Below are 15,275 nucleotides of genomic sequence, written 5' to 3'. Positions count from 1 at the left end.
TGCTTATGAGTTTACAGACAACATAATATAAATTATACCTTAATATTTTACCGCATTTCTTACGATAAATAAAGAAAAACCTTGCCGAAGCAAGATTTTTTTAGCTTTCAATTGGATTATCCATAAATCCTTTGTAGTTTTTCTTGTAGAGATAACCTTCAAGTTGTTTAACAGCTTGAATAGCAACCTGAATCAAGATCAAGAGCGATGTTCCTCCCAAGGCAACGATTTTTGGCAATCCCCAAATATTTTGGGCAACGATTGGAAGAATCGAAATAAAGCCAAGGAAAAGTGCCCCGACTGTTGCCAGACGCATAAGTAAGCCTGAAACATATTTTTCAGTCCCTTTACCTGGACGAACAGATGGGATATATGAACCTTGTTTTTGCAGATTTTCTGCCATCTTTTCTGGATTAACTTGTACAAATGAGTAGAAGAAGGTAAAGAGAACAATCAATAAGCCATAAAGTAACATCCCAGTCCATGTATTATAAGAAAGGGCTGATTGTAAGCTATTCAGCCAGCCAACATTGTTACCTTGAGCGCGTTGTAAGAACTGTAAAATCGTTGCTGGAGCAGTTGTGATAGAACCTGCAAAGATTACTGGAATAACGCCTGCTGGGTTAACACGAAGTGGCAAGTATGAACTTGTAGGCGCCCCTTGTGTCAACTTAGTGTATTGAATCGGAACTTTACGTTCTGCTTGTTGTACAAATGTTGTGAAGTAAATAATCAATGCTGAAGCAACAACCAGAATAGCGACCATTACCCACGACATTGGAATTTGACTCGGACGAACATTTACAAACCACTCTGTATAAACTTCGTGAATGGCGCTTGGAATACCTGAAACGATACCCGCAAAGATAATAACAGAAATACCAGAACCAAACCCTTTTTCATTGATTTGTTCACCCATCCATGTAACAACCATTGATCCTGTTGTCAAAATGACACCAATCATTAGGTAAGTTTGCCAGTTAGGATTTTGTACGATATTTGCCGAGCTCATAGCTTGGAAACCTGCAGTGATACCGATAGATTGAGCCATAGCCAAAACTAAAGTAATATAGCGTGTCGCTTGATTAAGCTTACGACGCCCTATTTCCCCTTGTTTTGACCATTCTACAAACTTCGGCAAAATATCCATTTGTAAAAGTTGAACGATAATTGATGCTGTGATATAAGGTGACACCCCCATAGCAAACAATGAATAGTTTTGCATGGCATTACCAGACACCAAGTTCATCATGTTCAAGAACGGTAAATCACTCAGGGCATTCAAGTTTTCAACATTGATCCCCGGTACTGTGATATGCGCACCTAATCGAAAGACAAACAGAATAAAGATGGTGAAGATAATCCGTGCTCTTACATCTTTTATTTTGAAAGCTTCCTTTAGAGTTTTGAAAAACATAATTTCCCTCTAAACTTTCTTAAATATTAACCCTATAAAATAAGCGGTTGAAAATCAACCGCCAATTGAATTATTTTGCTTCAAGAAGTTCTACAGAACCACCAGCAGCTTCAATAGCAGCTTTCGCAGCAGAAGATGCTTTAGCAACGTTAACCTTAAGGTTTTTAACTGTCAATTCGCCGTTAGCAAGAACTTTGATACCAGATTTAACATCTTTGATGATTTTAGCAGCTACAAGAGTTTCAGCTGTAACTTCAGCACCATCACCAAGACGGTTCAAAGTGTCAAGGTTTACGATTGCGTATTCTTTACGGTTTACGTTAGTAAATCCGCGTTTTGGAAGACGACGGAACAATTCTGTTTGTCCACCTTCAAAACCAGGACGTACGCCACCACCTGAACGTGATTTTTGACCTTTTTGTCCACGACCAGATGTTTTACCGTTACCAGATGAAGTACCACGACCTACACGGTTGCGAACTTTACGGCTGCCTTCAGCAGCTTTCATTTCATGAAGTTTCATGTTTTCTCCTTATTTTGTACAATGCTGCCGCCTCGCTCCACTCTAAGGAAGGATGGAGTTCAACTCGCCTGTACTTTTCTAATTTTTGGCTTTTAAACCTTTTCCATTTTACTAAATTTACTCTGAAAAAGCAAATCATTCCATAGTCTTTTCTTTTTTTAAAACAGAAAAAAAGAGTATGTCTTTCATACCCTTTTTTAGTTTATTTTGCTGGAACTTCAATTTTTCCTGAAACAATATCAGCTTTTGCTGCTTCAACTGCTTTCCAAGCTTCATCTGAAGCATTATCTCGAGCAAGTGTTACACCGCCGTTAGAAAGATCATACTTGAGGTTTTCACCACCAGGGAATTTCCCTTTTTCTGTTCTATTGGCAATATCTTTAACTGCATTTCCAACTTCTTTAACTGTTGAAACAAGGACAAAGTTTGATTTTTTTCCATCTTTTGATGTATACCCACCTAAATATTCTTGGTCCTGGTCAACACCAACAACCCATACTTTATCTTCTTCTTTTCTTGTTTCATTCAAATTCTTAGCTTCTGTGAACAAACCTGTTCCGACACTACCTGCTGCTTGATAAATCACATCTGCACCACTAGCGTACATTGCTGAAGCCATTGTTTTACCTTTGCCGGCATCTGTGAAGGACTGCGCATATTGTACATCAACTTTGATATCTGGTGATACTGATTTGGCACCCGCTGTAAAGCCTGTTTCAAAAGCGGCAAGAACATCTGACTTGATCCCACCGATGAAACCAACATGATTTGTTTTACTTGTTTTTGCTGCTGCTACACCTGCAAGGTAAGCTGACTGTTGATCCGCAAAAGTTGCAGAGACCACATTGTCTTTACCTTCGATGACCGAATCGATAACAGCAAATTTTGTATCAGGATTGTTTTGTGCGGCTTGAGAAGTTGCTTCGTGCAAAACAAAGCCAATGCTGAACACAAGATCATAACCACCTGAAACGGCCGAATTAAAGTTTGAAGTGAATTCAGCTGGAGAGTTAGATTGGAAGTAGTTAATTCCCTTTCCTTTTGAAAGCCCGTTATCTTTACCCCAAGCTTGAAGACCTTCCCAAGCTGATTGGTTAAATGAGCGATCATCAACCCCATCATTACCTAAAACTAAGGCTGCATTAAGGTCTGTTTTTCCTTGCGATCTTTCTGTATTGCGTCCTCCGCAACCTGCAAGTACAATTACTGATGCAAGTGCTACTGTCGCAAGTGCAAAAATTCGTTTGTTCATTCTTCTCTTCCTTTCACATTTAAAAACAATTATACCTTAAAATTTAATGTACATTTTTACTTATTTAATTCGACATCTTGAAAATTTTTACAATTTCCTCAGAAAAAAAGTCCAGATAATCTGAACTTTTTTAATTACTATTTAACTTCTTCAATTGTTACCAAGTGTGAAATTGAGTTAGCCATGCCGCGAAGTGCTGCATTGTCTTCTTTCACAACTGATGAACCAAGTTTACCAAGGCCAAGTGCAACAACAGTTTTACGTTGTGCAGGGATACGGCCGATTGGTGATTTTACCAATGTAATTTTGATTTGAGCCATGATATCCTCCTTATGCCAAATCGCTTACTGATTTGCCGCGGAGTTCCGCAACTTCTTCAGCGCGTTTCAATTGTTGCAAACCTTCAACTGTTGCGCGAACAACGTTGATTGCTGTGTTTGAACCTAATGATTTAGATGTTACGTCAGCAACACCTGCGAGTTCGAGGACGGCACGAACGGCACCACCTGCGGCAACTCCAGAACCTTCTACAGCTGGTTTGATAAGGATTTTACCACCGCCGAATACACCAAGTACTTCGTGAGGTACAGTAGTTCCTACCATAGGAACTGTCACGATGTTTTTCTTAGCTGCTTCGATAGCTTTACGGATTGCTTCTGGAACTTCTTGAGCTTTACCAGTACCGAAACCTACGCGACCGTTACGGTCACCAACTACAACAAGTGCAGCAAAGCGGAGACGACGTCCACCTTTAACAACTTTAGTAACGCGGTTGATTCCAACAACGCGTTCTTCGAATTCTTTAACTTCTTCGTTTCTAGCCATTTTAATGATTACCCCTTTCCTTAGAATTTCAATCCAGCTTCACGTGCAGCTTCTGCAAGTGCTTGGATACGTCCGTGATAGAGATAACCACCGCGGTCAAATACAACTGCTTCGATGCCTTTAGCTTTAGCAGCTTCAGCAACAAGTTTACCAACTTCAGCAGCTTGTTCTGTTTTAGTACCAGTCAATTTGAGTGATGATGCAGATGCAAGTGTTACAGCTGCTTCGTCATCAATAACTTGTGCATAGATGTTTGTGTTTGAACGGAAAACGTTCAAACGTGGAGTCTCAGCAGTACCTGAGATTTTTCCGCGAACGCGAATGTGGCGTTTTTGACGGAGTTTGTTTTTATCTGGTTTAGAAATCACAATTCTACCTCTTTAAATATTTTATATTTCGATAGTTTCTGCCATCGATTTTCTTGCAAAAAATGCAAGCGGGAAGTTTCTGTCTGTACAGAATTTTGGCAAACTTACATTCACCAAATGACGGATCATAATCTCAAAGAGATTATTTACCAGTTTTACCTTCTTTACGACGTACGAATTCGCCAACGTAACGAATACCTTTACCTTTATAAGGTTCTGGTGAACGACGGCTACGGATGTAAGCAGCTGTTTGACCAACAACTTCTTTATCTGAACCTGAAACGTTGATGTGTGTAGCATCTGGAACTTCGAAAGTGATTCCTGCTGGAGCTTCGATTTCGTCTGGGTGAGATTTACCAACAGCCAATACAAGTTTTGAACCTTGAAGTTGTGCACGGTAACCAACCCCGATCATTTCGAGTTCTTTACGGAAACCTTCGCTAACACCAACAACCATGTTGTTGAAGTTTGCACGAGTTGTTCCGTGGATAGTTTTCATTTCTTTAGAATCATCTGGACGTTTGAATGTTACTTCAGAACCATTGATTTCCATTGTGATTGCTTCTGCAAATGTACGAGTCAATTCGCCTTTAGGGCCTTTAACTGTTACTGTTGCGCCATTTTGTTCAACTGTTACACCAGCTGGCAAAACAACGACTTTATTACCAATACGTGACATGTTTTTTTACCTTTTCTGTTAAATTATCAAGAGTATTTCTACTACCTGTTTTCACAATTATAATACTTTCAGCTTACGGGTAAAAGATTACCAGATGTAAGCAAGAACTTCACCACCGATGTTCTTAGAACGTGCAGCTTTGTCAGTTACAACGCCTTCAGAAGTTGAGATGATTGCTGTACCAAGTCCGTTAAGTACGCGTGGTACTTCGTCAGATTTAACGTAAACACGGAGACCTGGTTTAGAGATACGTTTCAAGTTAGTGATAACTTTTTCGTTGTTTTTTCCGTATTTCAAGAATACACGGATAACACCTTGTTTGTTATCTTCAACGTACTCAACGTCTTTCACATAACCTTCAGCTTTGAGGATTTCTGCGATTTCACGTTTGATTTTTGAAGCAGGTGCTTCAACAACTTCGAAACGACGCATGTTTCCGTTACGGATACGTGTGAGGAAGTCTGCAATTGGGTCTGTCATTACCATAATGTAATTTCTCCTTATTTGTAGTTTGGGTTTGTTCAATCCCACTTTCAAATTAATGAGGTCTTTTTAAAAAGACCGAACTTATATAGTTTATCAAATTATTTCTCTCGTGTCAATAGGCTCGGGTGTTTCTTCCTCCATTTAATTTTTGAAAGATAAAAAACACAGCTTCTAAAATATACGCTGTGTTTTCTCATTAATAAAGATATCTCGACTAAAGAGTTATTCTTCTCTCTCTTCCGTTTTTTCCTGAAGAACCGAGGTTTTGGAAAAAGAAAATATTTTAAAGACAAGGAAACTTAATAAGATACAAATAATAAGAATTTCCATCATCTATTCTCCATTTTCTAACCTCTGCATAGTATTTAAAGCTTCTTGCCAGGTTGGCACTGAAAAACCAATAGCTTCTGTTTTCTTTATACTCAATGTGGAATTGTAAGAGCGTTTCACATTTGATGCAAGCTCTACTGTAGCAAGGGGTAAAAGCTTGACTTCTTCTTGGCGCAAAATATATTTTGCAAATTTAAACCAAGAAATATTTTCGACTTCAACTTTTGCGTTGGACAGATGATAAATACCATATTTTGGTTTATGCTGCACCAAGTAAATCATAAAATCAGCTAATGTTCTAGTCCAAGTTGGGCAACCAAATTGATCATTGACCACCATAATTACTTGATCATCTTTATTCTTGGCTTTATTTTTCATAGTGGAGACAAAATTATTACCGTAGCATCCAAAAAGCCAGCTTGTACGAATAATATAATGTTTGGTAGTATTTTTCTGCACAGCATTTTCACCCAATAGTTGTGTATAACCATAGTGGGTTTGTGGGTGTGGAACATCGTCTACTTCCCATTCTTTCCCAAGCTCTAAGTTGCCGCTGAAGACATAATCAGTAGAGACATAAAGTAATAATGCTCCCACATTCTCAGCTGCTTGTGCAATATTTTCGGTACCAACAGCATTGACCTGCTCGGCTAAATGTCGTTCTTCTTGTTCTGCTTTTTCGACTGCAGTATAGCCTGCACAAAGATAAATAATTTGTGGTTTATGACGAGAAAAATACGCATCGACTGCAACTTTATCGGTGATATCTAGCTCGTGTGACCCCGTAGCCAGATAAGGAATTTTTTCTCTATCAAACCGTAAGCAAAGTTCCCGTCCCAACAAACCATTTTTTCCTATAATCAGATTCATTCTTGACTTTCTAGTGACTGAATCACTTCACGCAACTGTTTAACGGAGTTTTTAAAAGCTTTACGTTCGTACGCATCAATATTTAATTCGATAATTTCTCTTACGCCAGTTTGGTTTACGACAGATGGCACACCAGTGAAGATACCTTCTTCACCATATTGACCTTCTAGGTATGATGAAACAGGAAGAACTGCTTGTTCATTATTTAGAATAGCTTTTACTATCCTAGCTGTACTCATTCCGATACCATAATAAGTCGCCTTTTTACGGTCAATAATTTCATAAGCGGCATTTTTTACCTTGTCTGATAAAGTTTGTAAATCGCCAACTTCTAAGCGATTGTTTTGCACGATAAATTCAAGAATTGGTTTACCACCAACCGTCGTATGCGACCATACCGCAACTTCTGAATCCCCATGTTCACCAATAATATAACCGTGGATACTTCGAGGATCCATCTCAAGTTTTGTCGCGAGTTCTTTACGAAAACGTGTCGTATCTAAGGTTGTTCCTGTTCCAACAACCCTAGAAGCTGGTAGACCTGAAGCTTTCCAAGCACAGTAAGTCAGAACATCTACTGGGTTAGAAGCAATAACAAAGACGCCATCAAAACCAGACTTCATTACCTCATCCACAATAGATTTCATTATTTTAGCATTTGTATCTACAAGTTCTAACCGTGTTTGTCCTGGTTTTTGATTAATCCCTGCTGTAATGACAACTACGTTTGCATCTTTACATTCTTCATAACCACCAGATTTGACATTTACATTTTCTTGACCCCAAGCAATTCCGTCAAGGAGGTCCAAAGCTTCCCCCTCAGCTTTTTCCTGATTCACATCAATCAGCACAAGGTCATTAACAATTCCTTGATTAATCATCGAATAAGCAATGCTTGTTCCGACAAATCCTGTTCCAACAACGACTACTTTTCTATTTGTTACTTGCATATTTACACTTCCTTCTGTATTATTTCTCTATCTCTATATTAAGCCATAATTAGATATTTGTAAAATGAATTAATTTAATGATAGATATTAATTTATTTAATTAAATTTGGCGTTTATACTGATGTAGAAAAATACTGCTCATCCGATAATAGCGTGGAGCAAACTGCCGAATGTTTTCAGAATGATAGCCCACTAAAAATTTATTATGATCAACAATCAAAGGTGTCTGTAACACCTCAACATTTTCGCTGAGATAAACGACTGCCTCATTAAAATGCATCTGTTGGATCTGAAGAATTTTTCGGTGCAAATCCTCTGTGCAACGCTTCGTCGACTTCACAATTTCATCAATACCATTTTCAGTTAGTCGAAGCATATATGACAAGTCTTCACAGCTCACACAATCTATCGTACATTTTCGATAAGGAATATGATGTTCATTCAGCCAATTTATCGCCTTTCTACTGGATAAACAAGAGTTGCGATAGTAGATATAATCATTTTTTCTCCTTTATAATGTCTGTGCTTTTTCTATAAACATTGTAGAGCTTTCTTTTTAATTTGTAAAATAAATCTATTTAATACAAAGAATTATTAAATGTAATCAAAACTTCAATTAATTAATTAATATATATAATTATAACTATCAAAAAGATTCATTTTACCTATCCTTAACTTTATAGTATACTAAGACCGTAGTTAATCACTCAATCATGTTGAAGACACCTTGAAAAGTTCTTTGGTCCTTAGAGGCCCTTTACTCAAAAAATTTATGACAAAAAACAATTACAATTCTCTTTTCAATCTGTTAAAAACTTGATTTTAAAGCAGTACTTTTCGTACTGCTTTTTTTACACTTTATAATTCAATACTTCTGCGATATGGAGGATATCTGTACTTATTTTTCGTAAATTGTTAAGAATTCGAATATCTTCAAAGTCTGATCGTAGTAAATCTCTATTGACTTGAGTAAGATTAAGAATTTCTCGCTCTAACTTTTTAATCTCATCCAGTATTGTTTCTTCTTCCTGATGTTGTTTATCTTTAAGGAATGTAAAAACTTGATCTAGCATCCTCTCTATTAATGGTACGATAGACTCCATGACTAGCTTAATGGCCAATTCATTTTTTTCCTTGTCCTCTTCCTCCTCCGAGTAATCGTAAACATTCAGTGTCAATACGATATCTTTGGTATATGCCTCAATCTGGGCCAAATAATTTATAGTTTTATATGCCCTTCCGACAGAAATAGCATATTTATCCTTTAACTCAACTGTATTAAGATTGACAAGTGCCCGATTAACCTCCTGTACCAAGTAGTTAATCAAAGTTTCATTCATAAGACTCGTGCTATTTTTTTCTCCACGTTGAATATTCACTCCTTCGGTAAAATCCTCTTGCACAAGTTCAAATGTTCTTTGAATTTCTTTAAGGATCTGCTCAACTTCAATCTCTGGTGTGCGGAGTAACCTTCGATCAATAAATTTTAGTTTCAGGTGCGCTGTATCATCTGGTGCATTTTTAACACACTTTTCCGCCAACTGAATAATAAATTTCGAAAGTGGTAACAAAATAAAAAGTGTTGCAACATTAAAAATAATATGAGCATAAACTAGTTGCAGGGCAATACTTTCAGAAGTATTCTGAATGAGGCTGACAAAGCCGAAAGGTAAAATAGTCAAAGCTGTGAGGATGAGCGCTCCAATAATATTAAACCAGACATGGACCATCGCAGCCTGCTTGGCTATTTTATTTCCACGGATTGATGCAAGAAGAGTGGTCACAACAGTCCCCACATTAAACCCATACAGAATAAATATAGCTTGATGTAAATCCACCACAATACCTGCGGCAACCATCGTCAGCAAAATACCTACTGAAGCAGTTGAACTTTGAATTAAAGCAGTAACAGCAAAACCAACCAATAAACCTACAAGAGGCATTTGCGTATGAGTAAACAGTTCCGCCATGAGAGGTGCTTCTCTTAAAGGAACCATGGATACACTCATCAGATTTAGCCCTAAAAATAAGAGTCCAAACCCTAGCAAGATCATTCCCATGTGATTGAAAGCCTTACGTTTCATAAACAGCGTGGCAATCGTGCCTATAAAAATGACAAAGGGAACAATGTCTTGAATATTAAATGTAAATAAAATGCCTGTTATGGTCGTTCCAGCATTGGCCCCCATAATAATTCCTGCAGCCTGGCTCAAATTCATCAATGACGAATCAATAAATCCTAAAACCATAACTGTTGTCGCTGTAGAACTCTGAATGACCGCGGTGATGATAAAACCTAAAAAAGCGCCGAACCATTTATTACGTGTCAAACGCTGTAAGATCTTTTTCAGTTGAGAACCGGCAATCAAGCTTAAACCATCACTCATCAAGCTCATACCGTATAAGAAAAGGCCCAAACCGCCTAATAAGAAAAAAATGTCGTAGATGGTCATCACAAAATCTCCAGATTGCATTCATGTTTTTATTTATTTTTCACTTATATTTAAGTATATCTTATTTTAATTTCATTAAGAAATAATATTGTAACAAAAACGTTTTTGAAAACAAAAACACTTCCTCAAATGAGAAAGTGTTTTTTTCTGTTAGAACCACAATCCCCCGTGGAGATTGCATGGGCAATAAGCTAAGCTTCTGAAATGCCCTTTTTATATCAATTTCAAATTACCAAGATGCTTTCTTAACGCCTGGAAGTTGACCTTTGTAAGCCAACTCACGAAGACAGATACGGCAAAGTTTAAATTTGCGGTAAACTGAATGTGGGCGTCCGCAGCGTTCGCAACGAGTGTAGGCTTGCGTTGAGAATTTTGCAGGGCGTTGGTTTTTAACAACCATAGATTTCTTAGCCATTAGTTATTCTCCTATCCTATTATTTAGCAAACGGCATGCCAAGTTTAGCAAGCAATTCATGTGATTCTTCGTCAGTGTTCGCAGTTGTTACGATAACAACATCCAAACCACGTACTTTATCAACATCATCGTATGAGATTTCTGGGAAGATCAATTGTTCTTTCACACCAAGTGTGTAGTTTCCGCGTCCATCAAACGCTTTGTTTGATACACCGTGGAAGTCACGTACACGTGGAAGAGAAACAGTTACGAGTTTATCCAAAAATTCGTACATGCGTTCGCCACGAAGAGTTACTTTCGCACCGATAGCTTGACCTTCACGAAGACGGAAAGCCGCGATTGATTTTTTAGCTTTAGTAATCAACGGTTTTTGACCAGAGATCAAAGCCAATTCAGCAACGGCTTTGTCAAGGTTTTTAGAGTTGCTTACTGCATCCCCAACACCCATGTTAAGCACGATTTTTTCAACTTTTGGCACTGCCATAATTGAAGTGTAACCGAATTTTTCAGTCAATGCTGGTACTACTTCGTTAGAGTATTTTTCTTTTAAACGATTAGTCATATTCTTTCTCCTTCCCGTCTTAGTCTAGGACTTCGCCTGATTTTTTGTTGAAACGAACTTTTTTGCCGTCAACTTCTTTATAACCAACACGACCAGCTACACCGTTTTTGTCGAGCACTTGTACGTTAGAAACGTGGATAGGTGCTTCGATTTCAAGGATAGCGCCGTTTGGATTAACAGCGTCTGGTTTTTGGTGTTTCTTCATGATAGCAACACCTTCAACGATGACTTTGTTCATTTTTGGCAAAGCTTTAATCACTTTACCTGTTGTACCGCGGTCTTTACCTGCGATAACTTTTACAGTATCTCCAGTTTTTACAAACATTTGATATTCCTTTCTTACGCCCTCTGGGCACCCTACATGTAGGGGACTATTTCTATCTATGATAGAAGTGGATTTATAAATGTGGAATAAAATTCCTTTTGTTGATTTTGACATCAATAGCGGGATACTCTCCCGCTATTTCGACATCCTCTAAATATTAGAGAACCTCAGGTGCCAAAGAAACAATCTTCATGTAACCAGCTTCGCGAAGTTCACGAGCTACTGGGCCAAAGATACGTGTTCCTTTAGGTGTTTTATCGTCACGGATAATAACTGCTGCATTTTCGTCAAATTTGATGTAAGATCCATCAGGACGTTTAGCACCAGATTTAGTACGAACGATAACAGCTTTAACAACTTCACCTTTTTTAACAGCTCCACCAGGGGCAGCTGATTTTACTGTAGCTACGATAACATCACCAATACCAGCGAATTTACGGCTTGAACCACCGAGTACACGGATAGTCAAGATTTCTTTGGCACCAGAGTTATCTGCAACTTTCAAACGGCTTTCTGTTTGAATCATGCTTTTTTCCTCCTAGTTAGCTTAGATAATTACAGCTTCTTCAACGATTTCGATCAAGCGGAAACGTTTGTCTTTTGAAAGAGGACGAGTTTCCATGATACGTACGATATCACCAGTTTTGGCAGTATTGTTTTCGTCATGAGCTTTGTATTTTTTAGAGTAGTTAATGCGTTTACCATAGACTGGGTGGTTACGTTTAGTTTCTACGACAACTGTGATAGTTTTATCCATTTTGTCTGAAACCACGCGGCCTTGATAAACTTTACGTTGATTACGTTCCATTTATGTATTTCTCCCGATCTATTTAGTCAATTCGCGTTGCACAGTTTTAACACGTGCAATTGTTTTCTTCACTTCGTCAAGTTTCGCTGTGTTTTCGAGACGACCAGCTGCAGCTTGGAAACGAAGTTCAAACAATTCTTTTTTCAATTCAGCTTCGCGTGTAGCCAATTCGTCGATTGACAAAGCGCGGAGATCCTTGAGAAGTGATTTTGTTTCGTTCAATTTCATTCTGCGTCACCTCGTTTTACAAATTTAGTCTTGACTGGAAGTTTGTGAGATGCAAGACGCAAAGCTTCACGTGCTACTTCTTCACTTACACCAGCAATTTCAAACATGATTTTACCACGTTTAACTGGTGATACCCAACCTTCAGGAGCACCTTTCCCTGAACCCATACGCACACCAATAGCTTTGGCTGTGTAAGATTTATGAGGGAAGATTTTAATCCAAACTTGACCGTTACGTTTCATGTAACGAGTCATAGCAATACGGGCTGCTTCGATTTGACGGTTAGTGATCCAGTGAGAAGTAGTCGCTTGAAGACCAAATTCACCGAATGCGATTTCTTTACCGCCTTTAGCTTCGCCACGCATTTTACCGCGGAATTCACGACGGTGTTTTACACGTTTTGGTACTAACATGGATTAATTTTCTCCTTTCACAGATTTTTTAGTTGGGAGAACTTCACCACGGTAGATCCAAACTTTAACGCCGAGTTTACCGTAAGTAGTGTCTGCTTCTTCCCAAGCATAGTCGATATCCGCACGCAATGTGTGGAGTGGAACTGTACCTTCAGAGTATCCTTCTGCACGGGCGATGTCCGCACCGTTCAAACGACCAGATACTTGAGTTTTGATACCTTTAGCTCCTGCACGCATAGCACGTTGGATAGCTTGTTTTTGAGCACGACGGAAAGCGATACGTGCTTCAAGTTGTTTAGCAATTCCTTCACCAACTAAGTGAGCATCCAAGTCAGGACGTTTGATCTCAACGATGTTGATGTGAACTTGTTTACCAGTGAGTTTGTTGAGGTCTGCACGAAGTGCATCAACATTAGCACCAGATTTACCGATAACCATACCTGGTTTTGCAGTGTGCAAAGTAACGATAACTTTGTTTACAGCACGTTCAGTTTCAATAAGTGAAACTGAAGCATCAGCAAGTTTTGTTTGAACGAGTTGGCGAATTGCCAAATCTTCGTGAAGGTAATCCGCATATTCTTTCTCAGCATACCATTTGGCATCCCAGTCGCGAATAACGCCAACACGCATACCAATTGGATGAATTTTTTGACCCACGATTTTACCTCCTTATTCTTTCTCAGCCACTACTACTGTAATGTGGCTAGTACGTTTGTTGATTGGTGAAGCTGAACCTTTCGCACGTGGACGGAAACGTTTCATTGTTGGTCCTTCGTTGACGAAAGTTTCGCTAACTACCAAGTTAGCTTTTTCAAGACCAAAGTTATTTTCTGCATTAGCGATAGCTGAGTTCATTACTTTAAGAACTTCTGCAGCACCTTTAGTCGGTGTGAATTTCAAGATTGCGATTGCATCCGCAACACGTTTACCACGAATCAAGTCTGTAACAAGACGAGTTTTACGAGGTGAAACGCGAACTGTTTTTGCAGTTGCTTTAGCTGAAGTGATTTCTGCCATTTTGTTCTCCTCCTATTAACGTCTAGTTTTCTTGTCGTCAGCAGCGTGACCACGGTATGTACGAGTTGGTGCAAATTCACCTAATTTGTGTCCAACCATATCTTCTTGAACATAAACGGGAACGTGTTTGCGACCATCGTAAACAGCAATTGTAAGTCCTACAAAGTTAGGGTAGATTGTAGAACGGCGTGACCAAGTTTTGATCACTGATTTCTTTTCGGCGTTTTCTTGAGCTTCGACTTTTTTCATCAAATGCTCGTCAGCGAAAGGCCCCTTCTTAAGACTACGACTCATGTTTTTGAGTTCTCCTTTAAATTTGATACCACGCTGGCTACTAGGGCCAGGTTGGCGGATGATTTATATAGATATCTTCTCGACATCTTACTAAAGTTGACAAGATTTATCAATTTTAGCAAGACGCCGAGAAGGCATCTCAATAAAATATCTTACGCACAGATACAAACTTAACTTTTTAACAAAAGTAAAGCTTGCCTTATGCTGCAAAATTATTTATCGTTGATACGTTTAACAATAAGTTTGTTAGAACGTGCGTTTTTATTACGTGTTTTGAGACCAAGAGCTGGTTTGCCCCATGGAGTCATTGGTGATTTACGACCAACAGGTTGTTTACCTTCACCACCACCGTGTGGGTGATCATTCGGGTTCATTACAGAACCACGAACTGTTGGACGGATACCACGCCAACGTGTACGACCCGCTTTACCATAGTTGATCAAGTTGTGTTGTTCGTTACCAACTGTACCAACTGTAGCACGACAAGATGAAAGAATCATACGCATTTCGCCTGATTGAAGACGAACGAGTGTATATTTACCTTCTGTACCAAGTACTTGTGCAGATGTACCAGCTGAACGTACGAGTTGTCCACCTTTACCAGGTTTCATCTCGATGTTGTGGATCAAAGTACCAACTGGAATGTTAGCAAGTGGCAATGCGTTACCAACTTTGATATCTGATTCAGGACCAGATACAACTGTCATACCAACTTCAAGACCTTTAGGTGCAAGAATGTATGATTTGATACCATTTTCGTATACGATAAGGGCAATATTAGCTGAACGGTTTGGATCGTATTCGATTGTAGCAACTTTAGCTTTTACGTTATCAGTTGTACGTTTGAAGTCGATCAAACGGTATTTACGTTTGTGTCCGCCACCGTGGTGACGTACTGTAATGCGGCCAAGGTTGTTACGACCAGCGTTTTTGCTAAAACTTACAAGCAAGCTCTTTTCAGGAGTACTTGTAGTGATTTCTGCAAAATCGCTACCAGTCATGTTACGACGACCGTTTGTGGTAGGTTTGTAAACTTTAATTCCCACGATTTTCCTCCTCT

At 38.8% G+C, this 15,275-nt stretch carries 23 protein-coding genes; all 23 read right to left on the bottom strand.

Annotated features, from left to right (window positions below):
* Positions 1-100: 100 nt before the first annotated feature.
* The 23 genes from secY to rplB all read right to left on the bottom strand — a co-directional run bounded on the left by secY (position 101) and on the right by rplB (position 15,261).
* Entirely contained in the window at positions 101-1,417 is a 1,317-nt protein-coding gene (gene secY, locus J0J36_RS00845; protein WP_019291430.1) for a preprotein translocase subunit SecY, read from the bottom strand.
* A gap of 70 nt (positions 1,418-1,487) precedes the next feature.
* On the bottom strand, positions 1,488-1,940 hold the full coding sequence (gene rplO / locus J0J36_RS00840; RefSeq protein WP_003133763.1) for a 50S ribosomal protein L15: 453 nt from the start codon (positions 1,938-1,940) through the stop codon (positions 1,488-1,490).
* Between the two features lie 202 nt (positions 1,941-2,142).
* Positions 2,143-3,192, bottom strand: a complete 1,050-nt coding sequence (locus J0J36_RS00835; protein ID WP_003133762.1) for a BMP family protein — start codon at positions 3,190-3,192, stop codon at positions 2,143-2,145.
* 137 nt (positions 3,193-3,329) lie between these two features.
* A complete protein-coding gene (gene rpmD, locus J0J36_RS00830) occupies positions 3,330-3,512 on the bottom strand; it encodes a 50S ribosomal protein L30 (protein ID WP_003134512.1) in 183 nt (60 codons plus the stop codon).
* A gap of 10 nt (positions 3,513-3,522) precedes the next feature.
* Positions 3,523-4,017 (bottom strand): 30S ribosomal protein S5, encoded by a 495-nt coding sequence (gene rpsE / locus J0J36_RS00825; protein ID WP_003133760.1) that lies wholly within the window; start codon positions 4,015-4,017, stop codon positions 3,523-3,525.
* Between the two features lie 20 nt (positions 4,018-4,037).
* Positions 4,038-4,385 carry a 50S ribosomal protein L18 gene (gene rplR, locus J0J36_RS00820; protein WP_003133759.1) on the bottom strand — a complete coding sequence of 116 codons (348 nt, stop codon included), beginning with the start codon at positions 4,383-4,385 and terminating at the stop codon, positions 4,038-4,040.
* Positions 4,386-4,527: 142 nt separating this feature from the next.
* A complete protein-coding gene (rplF, locus tag J0J36_RS00815; RefSeq protein ID WP_019291431.1) occupies positions 4,528-5,064 on the bottom strand; it encodes a 50S ribosomal protein L6 in 537 nt (178 codons plus the stop codon).
* A gap of 87 nt (positions 5,065-5,151) precedes the next feature.
* A complete protein-coding gene (gene rpsH / locus J0J36_RS00810) occupies positions 5,152-5,550 on the bottom strand; it encodes a 30S ribosomal protein S8 (RefSeq protein ID WP_003133755.1) in 399 nt (132 codons plus the stop codon).
* A 333-nt stretch (positions 5,551-5,883) separates the two neighbouring features.
* Positions 5,884-6,750 carry a dTDP-4-dehydrorhamnose reductase gene (rfbD, locus tag J0J36_RS00805; RefSeq protein WP_153924363.1) on the bottom strand — a complete coding sequence of 289 codons (867 nt, stop codon included), beginning with the start codon at positions 6,748-6,750 and terminating at the stop codon, positions 5,884-5,886.
* Positions 6,747-7,700 carry an L-lactate dehydrogenase gene (locus J0J36_RS00800; RefSeq protein WP_019291434.1) on the bottom strand — a complete coding sequence of 318 codons (954 nt, stop codon included), beginning with the start codon at positions 7,698-7,700 and terminating at the stop codon, positions 6,747-6,749. The genes rfbD and J0J36_RS00800 overlap by 4 nt, the downstream gene beginning before the upstream one ends.
* Before the next feature lie 100 nt (positions 7,701-7,800).
* Positions 7,801-8,193, bottom strand: a complete 393-nt coding sequence (locus J0J36_RS00795) for an ArsC/Spx/MgsR family protein (protein ID WP_029346060.1) — start codon at positions 8,191-8,193, stop codon at positions 7,801-7,803.
* Between the two features lie 358 nt (positions 8,194-8,551).
* Positions 8,552-10,153: a Na/Pi cotransporter family protein gene (locus J0J36_RS00790; RefSeq protein WP_153924360.1), complete on the bottom strand. Its 1,602-nt coding sequence runs from the start codon at positions 10,151-10,153 to the stop codon at positions 8,552-8,554.
* Between the two features lie 229 nt (positions 10,154-10,382).
* Complete coding sequence (locus J0J36_RS00785) at positions 10,383-10,568, bottom strand: type Z 30S ribosomal protein S14 (RefSeq protein ID WP_003129946.1); 186 nt, start codon at positions 10,566-10,568, stop codon at positions 10,383-10,385.
* Between the two features lie 19 nt (positions 10,569-10,587).
* Positions 10,588-11,130: a 50S ribosomal protein L5 gene (gene rplE / locus J0J36_RS00780; protein ID WP_003133751.1), complete on the bottom strand. Its 543-nt coding sequence runs from the start codon at positions 11,128-11,130 to the stop codon at positions 10,588-10,590.
* Positions 11,131-11,149: 19 nt separating this feature from the next.
* Complete coding sequence (gene rplX / locus J0J36_RS00775) at positions 11,150-11,455, bottom strand: 50S ribosomal protein L24 (RefSeq protein ID WP_003133750.1); 306 nt, start codon at positions 11,453-11,455, stop codon at positions 11,150-11,152.
* Positions 11,456-11,612: 157 nt separating this feature from the next.
* Positions 11,613-11,981, bottom strand: a complete 369-nt coding sequence (gene rplN / locus J0J36_RS00770; protein ID WP_003133749.1) for a 50S ribosomal protein L14 — start codon at positions 11,979-11,981, stop codon at positions 11,613-11,615.
* Between the two features lie 21 nt (positions 11,982-12,002).
* Entirely contained in the window at positions 12,003-12,263 is a 261-nt protein-coding gene (gene rpsQ / locus J0J36_RS00765; RefSeq protein WP_003133748.1) for a 30S ribosomal protein S17, read from the bottom strand.
* Between the two features lie 18 nt (positions 12,264-12,281).
* Positions 12,282-12,491 carry a 50S ribosomal protein L29 gene (gene rpmC, locus J0J36_RS00760; protein WP_003133747.1) on the bottom strand — a complete coding sequence of 70 codons (210 nt, stop codon included), beginning with the start codon at positions 12,489-12,491 and terminating at the stop codon, positions 12,282-12,284.
* Positions 12,488-12,904, bottom strand: coding sequence for a 50S ribosomal protein L16 (gene rplP, locus J0J36_RS00755; protein ID WP_003133745.1), 417 nt, complete (start codon positions 12,902-12,904; stop codon positions 12,488-12,490). Before rplP ends, rpmC begins: the two co-directional genes overlap by 4 nt.
* Before the next feature lie 3 nt (positions 12,905-12,907).
* Complete coding sequence (rpsC, locus tag J0J36_RS00750) at positions 12,908-13,561, bottom strand: 30S ribosomal protein S3 (protein WP_003133744.1); 654 nt, start codon at positions 13,559-13,561, stop codon at positions 12,908-12,910.
* A 12-nt stretch (positions 13,562-13,573) separates the two neighbouring features.
* A complete protein-coding gene (rplV, locus tag J0J36_RS00745; protein ID WP_003133743.1) occupies positions 13,574-13,921 on the bottom strand; it encodes a 50S ribosomal protein L22 in 348 nt (115 codons plus the stop codon).
* Positions 13,922-13,936: 15 nt separating this feature from the next.
* Positions 13,937-14,215 (bottom strand): 30S ribosomal protein S19, encoded by a 279-nt coding sequence (gene rpsS / locus J0J36_RS00740; RefSeq protein WP_003133742.1) that lies wholly within the window; start codon positions 14,213-14,215, stop codon positions 13,937-13,939.
* A 212-nt stretch (positions 14,216-14,427) separates the two neighbouring features.
* On the bottom strand, positions 14,428-15,261 hold the full coding sequence (gene rplB / locus J0J36_RS00735) for a 50S ribosomal protein L2 (RefSeq protein ID WP_153924357.1): 834 nt from the start codon (positions 15,259-15,261) through the stop codon (positions 14,428-14,430).
* Between the last annotated feature and the right edge of the window lie 14 nt (positions 15,262-15,275).

This window comes from Lactococcus sp. LG1074 (genome assembly GCF_017309525.1).
GTDB classification, from domain to species: Bacteria; Bacillota; Bacilli; order Lactobacillales; family Streptococcaceae; genus Lactococcus; species Lactococcus petauri.
This window is presented reverse-complemented; position numbering and strand designations above follow the sequence as displayed.